The following is a 20,830-nucleotide window of genomic DNA, read 5'->3' as shown; positions in this document are numbered from 1 at the left end:
TTACTGTGAAAAAAAGAAGAGTACGGTTGTTGACCTTGCTGCTGCTGTCCGTCGTGACGGCTGCTTGCGGGTCCGGTACGAACGAGTCGGCTTCCGGTTCCCCTTCCGGTGCGGGGGCGTCCGCTCCAATGCCCGATCCGGTAGAAATTGAATTTTGGAACATTTGGGGCGGCGAGCTGATCGACGCCCTGGTGAAGGAGTACAACAGCTCGCAGAGCAAGGTGAAGGTGAACGCGGTTTACGTTCAGAACGGCTACGAGGGCATCGTGGAAAAGCTTCAGGTGCAGGCGGCCGCCAAAAAACTGCCGGACGTCGTGTCGAACGGCCTTCTGTACACTAGGTTTGCGAACGACGTGATGCGCGCAGTTCCGCTCGATCCGTTCATTAAGCGCGACGGATATGACATCTCGGACTTTTTCCCGACCATGCTGAATCTGGGAAAAAACGAACAGGGACAGCAGATCGGGATGCCGTACGGCATCAGCACGCCGATCTTGTACTATAACGCCGATCAATTCAAGGCGGCCGGGCTCGACCCGGATAAGCCCCCGCAGACGTGGGAGGAGTTCACGCAAGTTGCCAAGCAGCTGACCCGGGACGGACGTTACGGCGCCAGCGTGCCGATCGACTTCGGCTGGCTGTATCAGGCGGTCATGCAGACATATGGAGGCAGTATGATGTCCGCTGACGGCAAAATGGTCGGCCTCGATTCCGAGGCGAGCGTGAACGCCGTCCAAACGATCGTCGATATGGTGAATAAGGACAAATCGATGCCGCTGCTTCAGCAAATCCAGACGTTCGATGCAATGGCGAAAGGCAACGTTTCCATGCTGGTCAATACGACAGCGGGGATCAGCATGATCAAGCCAACGGCGAAGTTCGAGCTGCGGACGGCTCCGTTCCCGACCTACGGCGGCAAGCGCGTCGTGCCGGCCGGCGGGGCGAATCTGATGCTGTTCTCCGCCGACAAGGCGAAGCAGGAGGCGGCATGGGATTTCATCAAGTTTATGATCGATCCCAAGCAGTCCGTTAAAATCTCCACATCCACCGGCTACATGGTATCGCGGAAAAAGGCACTGGACGACCCCGACATGCAGAAATTTTTGACGGACAACCCTGTTTATAAAGCAACTTACGAGCAAGTGGACGTGATGGTTCCCTGGTTCAATTTCCCGGGGACGGGGGGCACTCGCGTGCAGAAGATCATTTCGGACCAAATCCAAGCCGCACTGCAAGGGCAGAAAACGCCCAAGGACGCGATGAAGGAAGCAGCCAAGCAAGCGAATGCGCTTATCCAATCTTAAAATCAGGTTAGGGAGGTTTTCGACATGACGATGCGCAAGATATTCATCGACGAAACGAAGTTTAGCACGGAGAAAGGCCCGTGGTTCGGGGAGCTGCCGGCCCCGCGGGGCGACGATTACGACTTCGCCTTCATTAGCGACCGGACCGGCGGAGCGGTGTACGGGATGTTCGAGAAAGGGCTGGAAGCTGCGAGGAAGCTGAATCCCGACTTCGTCATCTCGATCGGCGACCTGGTGGAAGGGTACTGGACAGACGAGGCGGAAGCGCATGAAGAGTGGGACCGCATCGATCCGATGCTGGCGGGACTCGGTGTTCCCGTGTTCCAGACTGTCGGCAACCACGACTACGGCACGGAGACGATGATCCGGGTATGGCAGGAGCGCAAGGGCGTGGACTACTACGCGTTCCGCTACGGCCGGACGCTGTTCCTTGTTGCCAATACGGAAACGCTGCCGCTGCCGCTGCCCGAGGCGGCATTAGCGTTGATCCAACAGGCGAACCGGGAGCTGATCCGCCGCCCGCAGGAGCTGTATACCGACATTCTCCGAAAATTGGCGGACAACGCTTCGACGGCAGTCTTCGAGATGACCGAGGATAACTTGATTCACCCGCATCTGAGCGGGGAGCAAATCGATTTCTTCGAGCGGGTGCTGGCGGACAACACGGATGTCGACTGGACGTTCGTCTGCCTGCACCAGCCTGCATGGAAAAAGCCGGACCCGATCTTCGAGCGGCTGGAAGGGCTGCTGGCGGACCGGCCGTATACGGTCGTATCCGGTCATGTACACTATTTGGAGGTGACCGGGAAGAGGGGACGTCGGTATATCCAAATGGGCAAAACGGGCGGGCTCCACTGCTTCGACGGTAATGGCGACATTCATCACATCCTGTCGGTTAAAATGCGCGGCGGCGTTCCGCAATTTGAAGTCATCCTGCTCGAAGGTGAAGGCGGTATGGATACGCTGGACCCCTATACGAAAAAGACGGACGAAATCCGGTAGAGCGGAGCTGTTGGAAATGAATCGATGGATGGATGGGATCCGAACTTGTTTTTTCGATCTCGACGGATGTATCTACTTCGGCAGCAAGCTGGCCGATCGTGCCGACGACCTGATCGAGCTGCTCCGCATCCATGGCTACCGGATTGGCTTCATTACGAACAACTCGCGGGAGAACGCTGCGGAAATTCGCGCCAAGCTGACGGAGATGGGGCTTTGTCTCGCGGGCGAGCCAATCGTCACCGCCACGGAGGCGGTTGCCGCTTACTTGAAGGAAGTCTTCGGCTCGGTAGCCGTGAAGGTGGCGGGGAGCGCAAGCCTGCACGGGGCGTTAGCGGATGCCGGTCATCTTGTGCTGGATTGGGCGCAGCCCGAGCCCGCCGATGTCGTTGTTGTCGGTCGGGATATCGAGTTCGATTACCACAGACTGGAGCAGATCGTCAACGAGATCATCCGGGGCGCACGTATCGTCAGCACGAATCCGGATTATTCGCATCCAAGTGAAGACGGGCGGCTCGTTCCGGAGACCGGCTCCCTGATTACCGCCGTCGAATCGATCACGGGCCGTCCGGCTTTAAGCATCGGCAAGCCTCACGCTTGGCTTTACGAACTGGCGATGCGCAAGTACGACGTCGCCGCCGCCGAGTGTGTGATGATCGGCGACAATTTGGCGACCGATATCGCCGGCGCGGCGGAGGCTGGAATGAAGACGGTCTGGGTACGACACTCCTGTTCGCCGGTACGTGACGAACGCGCAGTCGTCCCGACGGTGACGGTAGACACGCTGTCCAAGCTGTACCAGTTGCTGCTGCATGAGCTGCCATCCGGAGCGCGAACTAGAACGAATGAATCGGCCGATGAGCCAAATCCATAATGACAGGCTAGGCCCGGCGCGAGTAGTCCCCGGGTCTGTTTTTTTGATTCTAAATTCGATGCCAAAATACTTTACAGAATGTCCCTTCTGTAAAGTGTTTTGGTTATCTTAGAAATCAGCGGAGGCGGCATCAGTAATGCGGGGGCGGAATGGATGTTCGCACAAGAAGTTATCTTTTTTTCCCGTTTGATGGTCCACTTTTGCCCGAAAGGGTCGATAAAACGAATGAAATGGGCGAATCCGACGTCTTCCGCTTCTTCGATGGAAGAGCCGGCCGCGGTTATCCGTTCGATGAATTTGTCCGTGCGTTACTTCGTTCTATAGACGAAAAGAGCTGCATTTCTGCTCCCCGTATCCTTCGCACCGGCGAGCAGATGCAAATTCGGCCCTTTATACAAGCTTAGCATGTAGCATTCGCGTTCATGCTCCAAAAGCAGCTCAAGCCTCCCGGTTGTTCGCCAACCAACTCCCCATCCAGGAACAGCTTGAATGACAAGTTAATCGAGCATTATCGATCTACTTTTGGTGCGAAGCCGACGATGAATAGGAGTAAAAGGTCGTCAAATTTTTCATCTCACCTTACGTCCCCCCATACTTCCCCGTCATGATTTAAGTGCAGCATTTGACGGCATCGTTCGAGAAAGACCAAGATGGCCGAATCCGGGGGTTCCAGAACTTTGTAGATGATGTTGGTTGTAAAACTGCGGGACCTTTTACCTTATATAACGAGAACGAGAAAACAACAATGATTTAGGGAATGGATCATTTGTTGTTTTTCCTTCCCCTCGTTCCTCCAAAGAATAATGTTAGGGAGGCCATCATTATGCCACATAAACTTTCGTCTACGCATTTGATCAACCAAGCGGATTCTACGATTAAATATCCGAACTCGACGACTTCCGCTTTTACGGACACAAACTTTTACGCAAATTGCGGTAAAACGGCCGCTAGCGGAACCATCAAGCAATATGGATGTGCAATTTGTGCTATGGCCATGTTTTCCTTGTACAAGGGCGGTTTGACCAACAGTAATGACAATACCTACTGGGCCGTTGTGGAAGCAACTGTAGGTGCTACAAATAACGCTGCAGATTTTTTAGGGGCTACTGCTAACTACACAGCAACCATCGACGATAATGATATTTCGGTCAATATCGAAACAACAGCTGACGTATCTACGGAAGCCGAAAACGGGAATATCTGCATGGTGCGGCTGAAGCAAGGTACCAATTCCCACTATGTATTCGTGGATGGATGGAACGCCCCGGCTTCGGGTTTTGACCGTTATCTGGTTGCCGATCCGGACGGGGGCACACTCAAAACGCTTAAAGACACAATGACCAAAAGAGGCTTCTCGGTAGATGCTTCCGTCATCACGGAAAAATATTTGCTTAGCTAATAAAAAAGCCGAGGACTTGATGTCCTCGGTTTATACAAGTTAATCGAGTCGTGATGCCAGCAGCCACTTCCCGTTTACATTTTCAATTTTTACAATCAACTTATCAGCCGGTTCGTCAAGTACTGTGGTATCAAGCTCAATTTCTGCTACTTGATATTTTTGTCCTTTCAGCTTTGCAGTATCAATTAAATATTTTGTGGCCCACCCTTTTCCACCATTATTCGTGTCTACATAAAGCTTCCCATCATAATCCTTATATAAAGGACGATCTTTTTCCGGTGTCAAGCAGCGTGAATAAAAAACCTTTTGAGCAATATCTTTTGTAAAAATGTCCTCGACCGCTTTTTTCAAATCCGCTACGGACTTGTAGTTTGGGTCCAACACTAAGGCGTACCCGGCTTCGTGAGGAATCGTTTTTGTCACATCGACTTTGAACGACCCTGATCCGTTAAATATTCCATACATATCCAATGCCTTCGGAATAAGCCGGTTGAGAATATCTTTTACTTCCTTGTCAGAGATATTTGCTGGAGTGCTTACCGGAGTATCTGTTTTTGTGACCTCAGGCTGACTTCCTCGACTTTCACAACCAACAAGTAAGGCAAAGATCGCCACAAACAAAAAGAATCCGAGTATCCTTTTCATGAAAACCACCTCTTCAGCCATATTTGTTTCGTCCTGCGCAGCCAGATCCAGGGTAGAGTCAAGACCACGTTTTCCTTCTGCAGACAATCAAATTCCCCGGCAGTGAATCGGTCCTTTCGACCCGCTTCGTTTTGCGTTGAAAACACCCTTATATTCCCGTTGAAAATGTATATATGGAAGTAATGATGAGTAATTCCATTTTATTACATTCCCTTATAACCAGCAACATCGAAAGACATCGTGAGAGGTCCAAAAATACAAGGAAATTCAGCGAACCAAGTTATGAATGGTAAAAAAGGTCAAAAATACAATCAAGATCACTTGATATTGAACACAAGAAAGGAGAACGCCAGTACGATACGTTACCTGGTTGTTCTCCTTTTGTAGAAAACCGACTACTTTTCTGCGTCACTTTCATTAAGTTTAAACCCCATTTGTCCAGCGAGATGATATAGAACCTTCGTGTTGCCATCAATTGATTTCCGTAGTTCGTTAAACGACCGGAGTAGCAGTATGCAAAGCGCACCCGGCACACCGATCACGCCAACAAGTTGTGCTAGGTCCATGAAATTTCCCTCCGTTTACTGATTAGTTCGATCAACTCCAATTTCATACTTTGCAGAGCATCTTCTTGTGGCATTCGAATATTACGACTTAGCTCAATCATGTCTTGCTCAAAATACTTTAAAAGCCAGAGGAGTGCTTCTGAATCCTTCTCTCTTGCAGCGTGAATAATCGTTCGCCCTTTGGATGGGGGAAGGGAGAGTATAAGTTCTTTCACAAAAAGACGACTTTCCATTTGACTTGCTGTACAATCATCTGTGCAGAAATCAAATAGAATCGGGACTTCCCGTTTAATCTGTGCTCTTACTTTGTACTGTTTACGCCAGGCAATGCGTCGAAGCTCTTTTCTGTACACCTCCATTATCGTCTCCATAGCCATCACCCCCTCATAGTATCTGTATAAATAAGGTCATGAAGGTATATATTTTACAACCAAAAAGTCAAACAAGTGTTCTTTAATTGTATCATGCAAAGATGAACTTCGAGAAAGACCCTAGAAGAGACGTCTATTCCGCGGCTGGGTCTTGATAAGCGGCCCCCCGCGCACTACTGGAAGTAAAATAGGCATGGTAGGGGAAGCACCGAACGTTTTATAGGCGTGTCAATGAATACGAAAACGATCGTTTTTGTTGAACAAACGGTCAGGTTAACGCAATAAAAAGAGAGTAACAATTTCCAGACTTTCTTACAAAAGGTATCGCCAAGGACGGAGAATAACAGGTATAATAGTCATATACAAATTATGGTAATGGGGTTGTTGATGACTTTAAATACTTCGGCTTTTGAGCTTTTTAACGTAATTGAAGCTGCTGACCGTGTACATATGTCTTTATCGGCCGATCTTAAATGGTTAGCATTTTGTCTAAATGGTGAAAGCAAGGGATATTCCGAGGGAGTTTCAGATACCGTACAGGGAAACAAACAGTGGGTATGTGAATTAGAAACAGGCAAGCTTATACAAGTTGCGCCACAAGCGATGAGCAGTTGGGCAGGCGTTTGGTCGCCCGATGGAAAAGACCTCGCTTTTTTTGCTGATATTGATGGAGTTGCGCGTTTGTGGATATGGTCATCCTCGGATCAAACATTAAAGCTCGCATCAAAGACTAAGGCACGCAATGCCCGACGAAGAAGAAGTCGACGGTCGTTTTTTTTATTCATTTTCCTCAGAGGAAACGGCCGAGGACAAAAAAATGCCTTTATTTTTTTCAACACAAAGTTCCCCTCAAACTACCGATTATACCAATATTCTTTCTTGGGAGAATCGTTACCGCGCCGACATTGTAATCGTTGATCTAATTACGGGCGATTCTAGCCAGCTTTGTAATCACTTTCACCTGATGGCAGGAAGCTGGTATTTGCAAGCTGTGAAGGCCAGGAGATTTTAAACTCCCAGCAAAACTCTCTTCAATTATGGGTTTGTGACGTCAGTGAAAATCCTTCTCCGCAATGTATAGCTCAAGATGTTCGATTTGATTATGGTTTAAGCTTTTCTTGGGCATTGGATAATGAGACTATTTATTACACTACAAGAGGGCCTCTATCCGATGGGGGACTATGGTCCGTCAAGCTATCGAATCCAAATTCTAAAGAGTTGATTGGCAAGCCTCAGGGCATTCATTTAGGCAGAGAATATGATTCTCCAATTCCAAGGGCTAACGGAGAAATCATTACAGTTGCGGAAGGGAAGTTATGGATCTACAACCCCTATAGTAATGATTTTAAAACCATACAGTTTGATCGAAATATTGTAGCAGCTTTCACGCCATCTCCATCAGATGATTTTTTTTTCGTTCGAACACGCGAATCCAACGACGGACTTGATGGGTTCTGGAAAATCGATCTTAATACCTATAAGCCGGAAAAGATCCTGGAAGAATCGCATTGGAATTATCGGACATTCTTTTGGGGGCTATTCAACACTTGCAGCCATGACCAAAATTCCTGAATTTAAAGCGGCAGTCATATCGGCTGGGAGAGAGCGTTATATTCGAAACTCTCCTTTATTTGATTTGGATAAAATTGAAGCTCCCGTCCTTATTATTCAAGGTATTCGCGACCATCTGTGCCGAAACGAAGCTGGCCCCCTATTGATCAAATCATTTCTCATGTTGCATTGTCAAAAGATGATGTGCTGCTACAAGTGACCCCGCCATTGGCGGGTTTTTTATTGATGTCTTTTCATGAGCCGGCGGCTAACGCGAAAGCGCAAGATTTCACCGGTGCAGCCAAATGGCAATAGGGGTACTGCAGTTAGCCAATCTGCCTGCCTTGAATCGGCGCAGTTAGGGGGAGAGCGGAAGCGCTCTCTACGCCTTGCTATCTATCCCCGGCTGCCGTCCTTTATTTCGTATGCGGTTGAACCAAGGATTAGCCAATAATCAGGATTTCCTTCGATATCCTGGTTAAAGCAGCAGATCAGCACGGTGCCGGTTCACTCAGATATTTAATGACCGGGGACCTTCAGCCGCCGCTTAGTGGCGTTTTTCGGCTGCCGGCGATGCGCTTCGGTGAACGGAGTCCGCCGCCGGCGCGCTCGATTCGCGTACGATCAGTTCCGGCTGCAAATAGGATATTTGATTCACTTCCTTGCCTTCCAGCACGCTGCCTAACATTTCCACCGCCATGTTTCCAAGCCGGTCCATGTTTTGCGTCACGCTGCTCAAGGCGGGCGACCAATAGTCGCACAGGTGAATGTTGTCATATCCGACGATGGCGACGTCCTGGGGAATGCCGTATCCCGCGGACATCAGTTTTTTCATGGCGCCGATCGCCATCATATCGTTAGCGGCAAAAATGGCGTTAAAGTCCGCCCCCCGCTCCAGCAGCGCCTCACAAGCCTTGTACCCTCCTTCCATCGTGTCCGCCGGCGCGTTGACGATTCGCTCCTCGTTCACGGACAGTCCGTTGCGGCTCAACGTTTTCAGATAGCTGTCCTTTTTGATGACGCTCGGATAAGAAAACTCGTATCCGTTAATGTAGGCGATTTTGTCATGGCCCGTTTCGATAAGATGCTGAACCGCCATCGTCGTGCCCGCAGCTTCGTCCGTCAGCACGCAGTAAATGTTTTTTCCGACGACCGCATAGTTCGTCAAGATGACCGGGACCCGCTCCGCCGTTTTCAAAATGTGCTGCGTATGGGCATCGTTGATATTGCGTCCGCCCGCGAGAATAATGCCGTCCACCTGTTTTTTCAAAAAGACGTCGACATATTTTTGTTCTTTTTCGATCCGGTTGGACGTATTTCCGAACAGGATCGTGTAATTGTCGTTGAACGCTCTTTGCTCGATGGCTTGAACCATCTCCGCGTAAAACGGATTCGTGACACTGGAGAGGAAAACGCCGATCGTTTTCGTCGAGCGGGATACGAGGCTTTGCGCCAAGGCGTTGGGAGCGTAATTCAGGCGTTCCATAATTTCATATATTTTCGTTTTCGTCCGCTTGCTCACCTTTTCCGGGTTATTGATTGTTCGGGAGACGGTAGCGACCGAAACGCCGGCTTCCTTTGCGATATCGTAGATGCTGGCGTGTTTTTGGATCATCCAGGCAAGCTCCTTTTGCGTTGGCTTCGTTCAAGAGATGCAATCCTTCACATTCATGGTACATAAGAACGGATGCGATTTCAAATCAGATCGCAAAAAACAAAGGCAAAGGTATTGAGACGTCGAACCAATTGATATATAATTTTCTATGTAACCCGTTACATTTAGTTATTTGTGGAATGGCGAAATATTAAGGCCTTGTAAAGGAATATTCAATTTCTTTTCACTCCTAAATGTAACGGGTTACATTTTTGCGGTTCGAGGGGGGATATTCGAAGCTGTGCAATCAGCAGTGCCGAGTTGCGACAAAAAAAGTCCGCCTCGGTTTGAGCGTCCTGGCTAATGCTACGATGCATGAAGTCAACAAGAACCAGTCTTAGGAGACGTCACATATGACCCGACAATCCGTCAGATTCGGCGTAATGGCCGATGTGCATTTGGATTTTATGTATCAAGCCGGGCCGCGGCTAAAACGGTTCGTGGAACGCATGAACTATGAACAGGTCGATTTCGTCATTCAGCTCGGCGATTTTTGTTATCCGCTTCCGGAGAACCGGTTTTTCATGGATATTTGGGAGGCATTCAAGGGACCGCGTTTCCATGTACTGGGCAATCACGACATGGACGTATGCGACAAGGCAGCCGTGATGGCGTACTGGGGGATGGAGCGAAATTACTATTCCTTTGACAGCGGTTCCTACCATTTCGTCGTGTTGGATGGAAATTATCTCCGCATCGACGGGGAGTTTGTGGATTACGAATATGGAAATTACCATCGGTTCCCCGAAGCGAACAACCATTTGACTCCCGAGCAGTTGAATTGGTTGCGGGCCGATCTGGCGGCAACCGATAAGCAAACCGTCATCTTCTGCCATCAAAGCCTGGAAACCCCGTATTTGTCGGGAATCCACAATCACGACGAGTTTCGGGCTATCCTCCGAGAAGCGAACGAAAACGCCAAGTTTCAAAAGGTCATCGCCTGTTTGAACGGCCACCTCCATCTCGACGGCGTGAGGGTGATCGACGATATTTATTATATTCAGATCAACAGTATGTCGTATTACTACATGGGCAAATCTTACGAAACCATCCGCTATTCGGAGGAAATCACCGCCTCGCACCGGCTCTTGTCGAGATGTGCTCCTTACGAAGAAGGGCTGTACGCCATTGTGACGTTAGAGCCGGGGCTTCTGGCGATTCAAGGAACAGAAACGTCGTATGTCGGTCCATCGCCATTGGAATGCGGACACCCGAACGTTGCGTGCGGACATGTGCTTACGCCTCGAATTTCAAGCAGGAGACTTCCGGTTTGGGCAAAATAGCAAATAGGCTATATCAGGCTAGCGTTTTAAAGAATATGAGGATGGATAAAGCCCGGAGGGATAACATGTTGGACAAATCCATTTGTTTGGCAACGATTTCATTGATCGCTTTATCGCTGGCAGGTTGCGGTTCATCCTCAAACGGCGGCAATTCGGACAAAGATTCGGTAGACCAGTCGCCCGCAACGGTGACCGTAGGTTTTCTTCCCGGATGGTTGACTGAAGAAGAAAGAAAACAGTACATCATTGATCCGGTTCAAAAAAAATATCCATGGATTACCGTTGAAATGAAGCCGTATGAAAAGGGTTCGTCGCTTGCCGAGCTTGTCGTCGCGGGCGATATTCCCGACATTGTGATCGATACGAACATTCACGGCTTTAACACATGGTCTGACCTGGGATTGATGTACCCTTTATCCGACTTGATCAAATCCAACAAAATGGACCTGAACCGGTTCGAGCCGGAAGCGCTTGATGCAATCAAAGCGGCAACTCAACGCGACGATCTGGTTGCCATCCCGTATACAAGGCATTTCTCCGCTCTTTATTACAATAAGAACGTTTTCGACAAATTCGCCGTTCCTTATCCGAAGGACGGAATGACTTGGGAGGAAGCATACGAGCTGGCCAAAAGGCTGACCAGACAGGACAACGGCGTCCAGTACCGCGGCCTGGAAGTGAATGTTATCGAACGGATGGCTTCCCAGCTCTCACTTCCTTATGTAGATCCGAAAACAAAGCAAGCGCTCATCAATACGGAGAAATGGCGGGCGGTTTTGGACTTTGCCGCCAAAGTTTACCAAATTCCGGGCAACAATCAAATCGCGACCTATGGAAAAGCGGCAGAGCAGATGCTGGGCGGAACCTTGGCCATGTACGCCTCGCTTAACGATATCATGGGGTATAAACTTTATTCCAATCCGGATGTTTGGGATATCGCGACTTACCCGTCGTGGCCGGAAGCGCCGGGTCTCGGAACGCGCGTGGATGCGCATGCGATGGGAATCACGTCGACCAGCAAACATAAACAAGCGGCTTTCAAAGTGATTGAAACGATCACGTCGGACGAGGTTCAAATGATGATGTCCAGGCGCGGCAAGTACCCCGTCCTGAAAGACCCGAAATTCGGCAGTTCCTTCGGTGCCGATATGGGTTTTATGAATAACAAGAATATCGAGGCCATTTACAAAACAAAGCCGGCCAAAACGTTTATTCCAACCGAATATGATAATATTGCCATGAAAGCGATGAACGGCGCCTTGAGTGATATTGTGAAAAAGGGCGTTGACGCGAACAGCGCTTTGCGCCAGGCGGAAGAAAGCATCAATAAGCAAATTGGCGAGTTGGAAGCGGGAAGCAAGTAAGTCGATTGTCCGGTACCGGTACTTGGGCAATTTTGCTCCCGGATGCATAGTTGGTCTACGACTTCTCAGGGCTAAGCTGCAGCTTGGCCCTAGTTGAGTTTGTTCTCGTGAGCACGGGGGAATACATGCTAATCGTGAATGGACTAGAACCGGGCAAGACCGACCGTTTTGAAATGAAGCGTTACTCAAATTCAGGGAGGAATTGTGGATGAATAGGAAGCCGGAGCTGGACAACACAACGGAAACAGGGCATTCGGAAGTTTGCGATCAAGGGCAAGCGAAGCCAAACGGCCGGATCAGTCGAAGGAAATTGATCGCCTCTCTCGCCGTAACAAGCGCAGCGATGGTGGCAGGAGGCTTGTCGAACGTCGTGAACGGCGAATCGTCCGTAACGGCGAACGTTTACGGGAAGCAGGACGATAAGAGGGAAGACAAGAAACCGAAGATAGACGCTGATGCCATATCTTACCGTTATGAGGCGGGACAGTCGGAGCGGACCGTCAGCGACAAATTGCGTGAGCGGATAAGCGTGAAAGATTTCGGAGCGAAGGGGGACGGGGTTGCGAATGACACGGTTGCAATCCAATCCGCTATCGATCGGGCTCTAAGCGAGGGCAGGAAGGAAATCGATTTTCCAGTCGGTTCCTACAATGTTCCGGGCTCGTTGCGGAATGCTTCATCGGTTGCGTTCGTCGGGGACAACGTCAGCTTTGTAGGCGGCTCCTATAAGGCGCACAGCCTGTCCGGCAGTATTGCTCTAATCAGCACCCTTTCGGATGCCGTAGGGGTTAACGTCCGCGACTATCGGCATCTTATTCCGAACTTAACCGCGGATCCCGCCGATTGGGATTGGAGTCCCGCTTTTCAAGCGGCTTTAAATACAGCAAAAACGGCACCTGTGCAGGTCATTGTTCCTCCCGGAACCTATAAAATGGGAGGGCCGCTGAAAATATACCGGAACACGCATTTCAGGCTCAATCAGGCTACGATTGTCCGTTCGCATGCAGGCGCTTTTATGTATAACGGCGATGCGGGCGAACTGTTTGACGGATACAATGGACACGGCAATATCATCATCGAGGGCGGCATCTTTGAAGGCAATATCGCTGCTTTTCCTAACGGTTATAACGCGATCATTCTGCTCCGAGGCAAAAATATTACGTTTAACAACGTGGAAATACGCGATGTCGTCGGCGGGCACGCCGTTGATATGAATGCTTGCGAAGACGTGCTGTTCTACAAGTGCCGTTTTCTCGGTTTCAAGGATCCCGAAGGCTCCGGCGCCTTTCGCGAAGCGATCCAAATTTCCAACCAGACCAGCGATTCGCTCGGATCGGATCCGAACGGTTTCGGCGTTAATGACGGTACGCCATGCCGCAACATCCGCGTAGCGGAATGTTATTTCGGCGCCAGCGGTTCGCCGGGCGCGCAAGCATGGCCGACAGGCATAGGACACCATAGCGCCATCCATGATAAGTGGAACAGCAATATCAAAGTATACGGCTGCACGTTTGAAGGCATGACTTATGCGGGTATCAGGTTCTTCAAATTTTCGGATGTGGAGATTTACGGGAACACGTTCCTCGATTGTGCCAGAGGCGTGAAGCTGGATAGCGCATGGGGCGGATCGGCGTTAGCAAACCGGGATGGGAATGGGGTAAACTCCAAATTGCCTCAGGCCGGGAGTAATATTCATATAGAAAATAACATTTTCAAAAATACGAAAAATGAAAACGTGGCTATTACAGGGGCCGTCTTCGGAACGGTTACCGCTTATTACGACACCATCAGCATTCTCGGCAATACCTTCGATAATCAAGGCATTACGTCGCCATCCGGCGCCGCGAACGTCATTTATCTTTCATGGGCCGGCAACGTGAAAATCGATCATAACAGCATCAAGAAAGGATATCGGGGCATCTATATGGCCTACGTTACGGATGCCGTTATCGGGGACAGCAATACGGTGACAGATATGGCAACCGAAGGGTTGCTCGTAACCGAGCATGATCTATCCTTCAACGTGCCGTTGATCGGGGAACCGGGCTACGATGCTTCGATTACGGCAACGACGGTGAAAACATGGTATAAAAGCAAAGGGTACACGTCTAATATTCAAATCGGGCGATCTTTGTTTAAACGCATTGGCAGGAGCGGCATTTATTTGAACTACGTTTGGGGCTTTAAAATCGCCGGTGTAACGGTGGACACTGCCGCCACGGCGACGGATCAGGACCGCGACGCGATCCGGATCGAGAACGGTGCGAGAAACGGCGAAATTTTGTTCCCTACCGTGATCAAGAACCTCGCTTATCAGTCCGGAACGGGCGGGGCCAACCGGTTCGCCGTACATGTGACGGGCAACTGCGAGAACATTCGGCTGCAGGCCGGAGAACTGGAGGGGAAGGGTTCGCCCAAAGTGCTTCTGACCGGCACGAACGTATGGAACGGCCATTACGTGTATGCGCCGAACGGAACCCGTTTTAAAGCAACGATCGGCAACGACGGGAAGCCGGTCTATACGGCGGAATAACAGAGACAACAAGATCGTTAAACCACGTCACAGCATGTTCCTTCTGTGGCGTGGTTTTAATACAATCAAAATATGGAAGAGCCTTTGTCGCTGACCTCCACGCCGAAAGCATTTGTGATTCAATGCCCCCAAAATCAAATGATTTTTATTTTTCTTTGAGGGGGTTGACATCAAAGGGTTGATCGGATACATTATTTACATACCAACCGTATGTATGAAAGGAGCGGGCGAATGGCAAGAAACAAATATCCGGAAGAAACGACCAACCAAATCCTAACCGTGGCGCTTGACCTGTTCATCCGGAAAGGATACGAGCAGACCTCCATTCAGGATATCATCAACGAGCTGGGCGGGCTGACAAAAGGGGCTATTTATCATCACTTCAAGTCGAAGGAAGAGATCATGCAGGCCGTTATCGACCATTTGTTCAAGGGCGTTGACGAGATGCTGTCCGGCGTCCGAGACGACAAGGGGCTAAACGGCCTGGAGAAGCTCCGCAAGATTTCCCTTGTTTCTCTCAACAATCCCGCTCAAAACGAAGTGGCATTGGCGGCACCGAACCTGTTGCGCAATCCGAAGCTGCTGGCGGCCCAGATCGAGCACATAATCCAAAAAGCCGTACCCGTCTATATCCAGCCTATCATCGAACAAGGTATGAAAGACGGCTCGATCCGAACCGACTATCCAAGGGAGCTTAGCGAAGTGTTGGTGATTCTCACCAATCTGTGGCTGAACCCGGCGGTCATCGAAGCTACGCCCGAGATCATGCTGCGCAAGTTAAGGTTTTTCGATGAATTGTTGAAAAGCATGGGGCTCGATGTGTTCGATGAGCAGATCTTTCAACGATACGAGGAACTGTATCGATTGTCAGCTAGAGAAGTCAGCAAAGATCACTAAACTGCCGAGAGGCAGCTTATTTTTAAACCTTTACATACCATCGGTTGGTATGAATATATGATCCGAGTCAAAGCGCTGGTTAGAAAACCTATTATAAGGAGATGTGCATGTTATGGAACGGCAAGCAGTGACAAACTTTAGCGCAAGCAGCCTGGCGAAAAGCGACTTTGCAGGCGTTACGGCTCATGAAGGACAGTTTACAGGCAGCGCGTTGCACGGTTCCGACTTTTCGGGCGCAGATTTGACCGGATCTGACGGGGCTGATTTTTGACGGCCAAACGTTCATCGGCGTCAAGTTCGACACAGCGGGGTTGAACGAAGTTTCGTTTAAGGGCGCGACACTCAAGAATGCGTCTTTCCAAGGGTCTTTGTTGTCCAAGAAGTATTACCGTGCCATCAAAACCATCTGCTTTGACGGCGCGGTCATGGATAAGCTGACCTATGCCGCGCTTAAAGGCTTGGAGGCTGATTTGTCCAAGGTTACGGTTTTAAAACAATAGCGCCGATATAAAATGAAAGAGAGGGAAAGCAAATGAATAAGATTGCAATGGGACAAAGCAACAGAGGATTCTCCGAAGCAGGGCTGCGCAGAATGCGCGACGTGCTGGCAAGGCATGTCGATTCCGGGAAGATTCCAGGGCTAGTCGCCCTAGTCAGCCGGAACGGTGAGACGCACGTCGAAGCGCTCGGCACGATGCGCCATGACGGTGGCGCGCCGATGCGCCGGGATACGATCTTCCGGATGGCGTCCACGTCCAAGATGGTCGGGGCCGCGCCGGTGATGATCCTACTCGACGAGTGCAAGCTGCATCTCGACGACCCGGTAGACAAATGGCTGCCCGAACTCGCCGACCGGCAGGTGCTGAAACGACCCGACGGCCCGCTGGACGAAACCGTGCCGGCGCGGCGGCCGATCACCGTGCGGGACCTGTTGTCCTCTACGTTCGGGCTCGGAATGGATTTGACGTTGATGGGCTCCCCGATCCAGAACGCGATCTTCGAGTTGGGGATTTACGACACGCCACAAGTGGAGCTGCCCGAGCCGGATGAGTGGATGCGCCGCCTCGGTACACTCCCGCTGAGCTACCAGCCCGGAGAGCGGTGGCAGTACCACCTCAGCAACGAAGTGCTCGGCGTGCTCGTTGCCAGGGTCACGGGTCGGACGTTCGAGACGTTCCTGCGCGAACGCATCCTTGATCCGCTGGGGATGAAGGATACCGGCTTCTACGTGCCCGCCGACAAGATTGACCGGCTGCCGCCCGCCTACATCCCCGATCCGCAGACCGGAGGGTTCATCGTGTGGGACGAGGCCGCAGGCGGACGCTACACTCAACCTCCGGCGTTCCAAGCAGGCGGCGGCGGTCTGCTCTCGACCGTCGACGACTATCACGCGTTTTTGCGGATGCTGCTGAACCAAGGGAGGCACGGGACCGAACGGATCCTGTCCCGGCCCGCCGTCCAGCTAATGACCACTAACCGCCTCACGCCCGAGCAGCAAGCGTTCCGGGACGACTTGGCAAAAAACAACGTCCATTTGTCGCATGGCCAAGGGCAGCACGGCGGCTGGGGCTTCGGGATGGCGGTGCGCACCTACCGCGGCGACTATGCTTCCATCGGTCAGTTCGGCTGGGACGGCGGAAGCGGCACCTCGGCATACGCCGACCCGGACAAACAGCTTACCGGAATCGTGCTCACCCAGGTCGGGATGTCCACCCCGGATTCGGCGCATCTTATCCACGACTTCTGGACCATGGTCTATCAGGCAATCGAAGACTAACATCGGATAGACCGTATGGGAACGGAACTCCTGATCCCTTTCCTTCCGATTCAACAATGCAAGCCGTGCCAGCTGCCGGATCGTGTCGGCAGCTTTTTTCTTGTCGTTGACGGTATTTGTTATGACGACTCCCTTTGCTTTTCCCATGTCATCCTGTATTCATCTTCTCCGGTCTCGTCGTCGCGGCCGGAACGTTCAATTGTAAAACCGTTATGCAAGTAAAATTGCACAGCTCTCGTATTTTTTTGATAGACGTTCAGATGGATTTGCTCGCATTCGGATTTGACATGATTCAATAACTGAGTCCCGCAGCCGCTTGATTGGCGGGCAGGATCGACGAATAGCGCCGCCAAATAAGTATCGACCATGGAAATAAAGCCTAACGGCTCTCCATCTTCTTCAAGAACGTACGTATTCGAGGCAGGGAGATAAGTCGTTGCCATCGCTTCCTTCTTCGAGTGCCAGTAGGATGCGTCTATAAACGAATGCGAACCGGAAGAGCCAGAAAGCCAAATATGAATCAGCGCGTCGATATCCGATTCGCGAAACTTCCGTATATTCATCGAAATTCCCCCTTGGTGCGATCTTTCCCGAGTATACCATGTTTTTCGCCGTCCCGTACGGCGCGCTTCGTTTATTATAGGCTGGCGCAATTATGGAGTAAGCTTCCAGTTGAATGAAAGCCGCGGGAATGCGGATGGCGTTGTCGACGTAATAATTCGGTTGTTCAAGATAGCAATCCGGAAGTAATCGAAGCATGGGTTATATGCTACGATTGAAAAAAAAAGGAGCTGATCCAGGATGACAGTTAAACTGACCCCTTATTTTAATATGGAAGGGAACGCGAGGGAAGCGATTGAGTTTTATAAACAAGCGCTTGGCGCCGAAGTTCTCTCCATCATTACTTACGGAGAGATGCCGGGAATGCCCAATACGTTCACCGACGACTTAAAGAATCTTGTGGCACACGCTAAGCTACGAGTTGGCGAATCGGAACTCATGTTTTCGGATGCTCCAACTGGTTCGACTATTCCAAAGGGCAAACAGGTCACCATTTGCATTTCAACCGACAACGTGGAAAAATCAAAACGGTTCTTTGAAGCTTTACGGCAAAACGGTCACGTGAATATGCCGTTTGGAGAAGAAGCTTTCAGCCCGGGTTTTGGCGACGTAACCGACAAATTCGGCGTGACCTTTCAAATTTATACTGAAAGCGAGAACGAAAGCTAAAGTTAACGTATGCATGGAACTTGCGGGTAGTCGCGGGCGGCGGATCGACGAAATGCCGCTCGCCTATTCCGAAAACGCTGTATGCCTTTAAGGGGGCTGCTGTCGTTAATCCTTGAAGGAGGGCTTGCTCAGCGGACAATTCGTTACGTCCAGCTCATTGGGCAAATAATGAGACAGTTTTCGCATGAAGTAGCAGCTCTCGGGCAAATGATGTTCCAAAAAACGCAATGTCGTTCGGGTAATTACACGGGAATGCTTATATAACGAGATGATTCGGATGACGAAATCATAAAATTGTTGCACCGCAACCAGTACTTCTTCGGCGAATTGATTTTGTGCCGGAAAGCCTGGCGGAGTGAAGCGCAAATACCCTTCCATGGCTCTATTTTTGACCATGAAGGCTTGAAAAACTTGTACGAAATGGCCGGCTTGCGACGAGAATGCAAGTTCGACCGGATCCAAAATATTGCGCAGCAGCACCGCATGCCCGAGCTGATCTTCCAGCCAAAGATCGAGTAGTTCGGCCAGGGGAAGCTCCGGCGGGTCCTCCCCCCGCAAATACCACCCGAGCAAGCGAAGATACTCCCCGTTTTCGTTGATGGTGCCGTTAAAATAGGTGGGTGTCAGGTTGACATTGATTTGGTTCCACAGACGCAAATGTTGAATATGTCCTTCGAGATTCCGGTAACCGAGTGCCAGATTGTAAACCGACCGGCTGAACGCCCTTATTTCAGGCGATGCGGCATCGGCATTTGTATCCAGGGCTTGCGCCTTTTTCACCGCTTCATGGAAACCGTGAATGTACCCGGATGCGCTCGCGATGAACTTGCTTTCCTGCGGTGCTAGATGATCGTGTAGAAAATGTGCGTGGTCCTCCAAAATTTCCAGCCAAAATACATGCTCCTCGTACGGTTTCAGCTTTCCATACCTTGTTTCCATAGGGGAAATCCCTCCAGGTAAACTTGATGGAGAAGTGTATGTTTTTTCTCAATCGATCATGTCAATGTCACCGTGCGATTCCCTGATCGTACGCTCATGCGGACGGAATCGGATTCGTTTTCGTCTTTCGAGCCCGGAACCAAGCTGCGGCGGGGTACACCAAGGGCAAACATTCCACGAGTAAAGCGAATGTCGCCCAAGAGCGGTCAAAATAATAGGCAAGCTCGACCGAATTTTTAGCCAAAATGAGCGACAGGCCGACGACGATGGCGGCCAAAGGCATGGTAAAGAGCCGAATCTCCTTTATGGAGCACGCATGGCTGAACGTAAGCACACCCGCATAAAAAATGAGCGACAGCTTGATAAAATAAGCCATGAACCATACCGAGACGATAAGCGGATCCAGATTTTGCAAAAAGTCTCCGAGCCGTATGAATCCGGCAAGTTCCAGCGCCGGATACGACAGCGCTCCCGATAACTCGGGACCGAATAAGGCGATCATCAGGATGTATTCCGACAGGAGAATATACGTGCCGGCAAGTGCCGCGAACCACAATATGCTTCGAGCCGATTGCGGTTTTTGAAGCTCCGGTACAAAAAAGATCAGCATGAACAGCTCCCCGTACCACGGAACGATATTGTACGTTTCACTCCATAGGGTTCGAATGTCTCCGACCCGCATGAGAGCGCTCACCAAAGCCCCGTCGTATTCTTCGAGAAAAAACAACGGTTTGACAAGGAACATCAAACCGATGAGAAGAAAGCACCCCTGGGCAAAGCGCGATATTCCCGAAGCTCCGAGCTGCACCAAGCAAGCCGCAACAAACAAAATAAAGACAGCAATCGCCCAGGGAGGGGTCTCCTGCAAATACACCTGGGAGAAAAAATCGACGAATTCCCTCAGGATATAGGCGGCAAGATGCAAGAAGTAGAAGGCGAAAATCAGCATTAGAATCTTGTGGGGCAACGTTCCGATGTATTTGTGACCGTACAACCCCAAATAGTCATTCGATCTTTTCAGGCAGAATGGCAAAGCGGCGGAAGACAGTCCGATGCCGACAACAGCCGCTGCGGCAATGCAGATCCAACCCGAATATCCCGCATGCCCCGCTAACGGCCCAATCAGAAACGCGATCGTCGTGGCGAAGACATAAGGAAAGAGCATGCTCCACAACTGCAGGTTCGTCATTCGTCCCATCAGGACTCCTCCTGTTTATGCTTAATCTGGATTTGATCCTGAATCGGACCGAACAATGCTTCAATGGCTTTATTCGGATTAACCGCTTGCGGGAAATACAAGGCAGTTAGATTAAAAAGAAGAGCAGCTATACAAACCGAAAAGACGAGGATACGGCGTTTCCGGCTCGCCTTCGTTTTGCGCAGCATCAGGTGCTCATAGCCCGCAATGACCGCAAAAACAAGGATGATTATGACGGCCATACGA

20 protein-coding genes and 1 pseudogene are annotated in these 20,830 nt (G+C 50.5%); 14 read left to right on the top strand and 7 right to left on the bottom strand.

Features of this window, described 5'->3' with window-relative positions:
- Positions 1-5: 5 nt before the first annotated feature.
- From PV407_RS21075 to PV407_RS21055, 5 genes are all read left to right on the top strand, one after another.
- Positions 6-1,304 carry an ABC transporter substrate-binding protein gene (locus tag PV407_RS21075; RefSeq protein WP_332091967.1) on the top strand — a complete coding sequence of 433 codons (1,299 nt, stop codon included), beginning with the start codon at positions 6-8 and terminating at the stop codon, positions 1,302-1,304.
- Positions 1,305-1,328: 24 nt separating this feature from the next.
- Positions 1,329-2,306, top strand: coding sequence for a metallophosphoesterase family protein (locus tag PV407_RS21070; protein ID WP_332091966.1), 978 nt, complete (start codon positions 1,329-1,331; stop codon positions 2,304-2,306).
- Positions 2,307-2,322: 16 nt separating this feature from the next.
- Positions 2,323-3,177 carry an HAD-IIA family hydrolase gene (locus PV407_RS21065; RefSeq protein WP_332091965.1) on the top strand — a complete coding sequence of 285 codons (855 nt, stop codon included), beginning with the start codon at positions 2,323-2,325 and terminating at the stop codon, positions 3,175-3,177.
- Positions 3,178-3,326: 149 nt separating this feature from the next.
- Positions 3,327-3,581 carry a hypothetical protein gene (locus PV407_RS21060; protein WP_332091964.1) on the top strand — a complete coding sequence of 85 codons (255 nt, stop codon included), beginning with the start codon at positions 3,327-3,329 and terminating at the stop codon, positions 3,579-3,581.
- Between the two features lie 419 nt (positions 3,582-4,000).
- The gene (locus PV407_RS21055; RefSeq protein WP_332091963.1) at positions 4,001-4,576 is read left to right on the top strand and encodes a hypothetical protein; all 576 of its coding nucleotides are present in this window, start codon (positions 4,001-4,003) and stop codon (positions 4,574-4,576) included.
- A gap of 39 nt (positions 4,577-4,615) precedes the next feature.
- Here PV407_RS21055 and PV407_RS21050 read toward each other — a convergent pair whose 3' ends face one another.
- Both PV407_RS21050 and PV407_RS21045 read right to left on the bottom strand, forming a co-directional pair.
- The gene (locus tag PV407_RS21050; RefSeq protein WP_332091962.1) at positions 4,616-5,308 is read right to left on the bottom strand and encodes a hypothetical protein; all 693 of its coding nucleotides are present in this window, start codon (positions 5,306-5,308) and stop codon (positions 4,616-4,618) included.
- A gap of 469 nt (positions 5,309-5,777) precedes the next feature.
- Positions 5,778-6,158 (bottom strand): hypothetical protein, encoded by a 381-nt coding sequence (locus PV407_RS21045; protein WP_332091961.1) that lies wholly within the window; start codon positions 6,156-6,158, stop codon positions 5,778-5,780.
- Positions 6,159-6,545: 387 nt separating this feature from the next.
- On the opposite strand from PV407_RS21045, the gene PV407_RS21040 reads away from it, so the two are divergent.
- Positions 6,546-7,076 (top strand): TolB family protein, encoded by a 531-nt coding sequence (locus PV407_RS21040; protein WP_332091960.1) that lies wholly within the window; start codon positions 6,546-6,548, stop codon positions 7,074-7,076.
- Positions 7,077-7,560: 484 nt separating this feature from the next.
- The gene (locus tag PV407_RS29615; RefSeq protein ID WP_442951688.1) at positions 7,561-7,929 is read left to right on the top strand and encodes an alpha/beta hydrolase family protein; all 369 of its coding nucleotides are present in this window, start codon (positions 7,561-7,563) and stop codon (positions 7,927-7,929) included.
- A gap of 327 nt (positions 7,930-8,256) precedes the next feature.
- Here PV407_RS29615 and PV407_RS21035 read toward each other — a convergent pair whose 3' ends face one another.
- Entirely contained in the window at positions 8,257-9,324 is a 1,068-nt protein-coding gene (locus tag PV407_RS21035) for a LacI family DNA-binding transcriptional regulator (protein WP_332091959.1), read from the bottom strand.
- Between the two features lie 392 nt (positions 9,325-9,716).
- On the opposite strand from PV407_RS21035, the gene PV407_RS21030 reads away from it, so the two are divergent.
- The 6 genes and pseudogenes from PV407_RS21030 (at position 9,717) to PV407_RS21005 (ending at position 17,217) form a co-directional block, all read left to right on the top strand.
- Positions 9,717-10,646, top strand: coding sequence for a metallophosphoesterase family protein (locus PV407_RS21030; RefSeq protein WP_332091958.1), 930 nt, complete (start codon positions 9,717-9,719; stop codon positions 10,644-10,646).
- Between the two features lie 65 nt (positions 10,647-10,711).
- Positions 10,712-12,010 carry an ABC transporter substrate-binding protein gene (locus PV407_RS21025; protein WP_332091957.1) on the top strand — a complete coding sequence of 433 codons (1,299 nt, stop codon included), beginning with the start codon at positions 10,712-10,714 and terminating at the stop codon, positions 12,008-12,010.
- A 208-nt stretch (positions 12,011-12,218) separates the two neighbouring features.
- Entirely contained in the window at positions 12,219-14,543 is a 2,325-nt protein-coding gene (locus tag PV407_RS21020) for a glycosyl hydrolase family 28-related protein (protein ID WP_332091956.1), read from the top strand.
- 231 nt (positions 14,544-14,774) lie between these two features.
- Positions 14,775-15,440 (top strand): TetR/AcrR family transcriptional regulator, encoded by a 666-nt coding sequence (locus tag PV407_RS21015; protein ID WP_332091955.1) that lies wholly within the window; start codon positions 14,775-14,777, stop codon positions 15,438-15,440.
- A gap of 112 nt (positions 15,441-15,552) precedes the next feature.
- Positions 15,553-15,940: pseudogene (locus PV407_RS21010) on the top strand (pentapeptide repeat-containing protein); the annotation flags it as partial.
- Between the two features lie 47 nt (positions 15,941-15,987).
- A complete protein-coding gene (locus PV407_RS21005; protein ID WP_332092058.1) occupies positions 15,988-17,217 on the top strand; it encodes a serine hydrolase domain-containing protein in 1,230 nt (409 codons plus the stop codon).
- Between the two features lie 119 nt (positions 17,218-17,336).
- Here PV407_RS21005 and PV407_RS21000 read toward each other — a convergent pair whose 3' ends face one another.
- A complete protein-coding gene (locus PV407_RS21000) occupies positions 17,337-17,780 on the bottom strand; it encodes an N-acetyltransferase (protein WP_332091954.1) in 444 nt (147 codons plus the stop codon).
- Between the two features lie 238 nt (positions 17,781-18,018).
- Between PV407_RS21000 and PV407_RS20995 the strand changes: the two genes are divergently transcribed.
- Positions 18,019-18,447 (top strand): VOC family protein, encoded by a 429-nt coding sequence (locus tag PV407_RS20995; RefSeq protein WP_332091953.1) that lies wholly within the window; start codon positions 18,019-18,021, stop codon positions 18,445-18,447.
- Between the two features lie 105 nt (positions 18,448-18,552).
- On the opposite strand, the gene PV407_RS20990 is transcribed toward PV407_RS20995, so the two are convergent.
- The 3 genes from PV407_RS20990 to PV407_RS20980 form a co-directional block, all read right to left on the bottom strand.
- On the bottom strand, positions 18,553-19,386 hold the full coding sequence (locus PV407_RS20990; RefSeq protein WP_332091952.1) for a DUF2935 domain-containing protein: 834 nt from the start codon (positions 19,384-19,386) through the stop codon (positions 18,553-18,555).
- Between the two features lie 94 nt (positions 19,387-19,480).
- Positions 19,481-20,584, bottom strand: coding sequence for a GerAB/ArcD/ProY family transporter (locus tag PV407_RS20985; protein ID WP_332091951.1), 1,104 nt, complete (start codon positions 20,582-20,584; stop codon positions 19,481-19,483).
- Positions 20,584-20,826, bottom strand: coding sequence for a hypothetical protein (locus tag PV407_RS20980; RefSeq protein ID WP_332091950.1), 243 nt, complete (start codon positions 20,824-20,826; stop codon positions 20,584-20,586). The genes PV407_RS20985 and PV407_RS20980 overlap by 1 nt, the downstream gene beginning before the upstream one ends.
- Positions 20,827-20,830 lie beyond the last annotated feature (4 nt).

Origin of the sequence: Paenibacillus sp. GYB003, from assembly GCF_036577625.1 — a bacterium.
Taxonomy (GTDB): domain Bacteria; phylum Bacillota; class Bacilli; order Paenibacillales; family NBRC-103111; genus Paenibacillus_AB.
The sequence above is the reverse complement of the archived record's forward strand: the minus strand, read 5'-3'. Positions and strand labels throughout refer to the sequence as shown.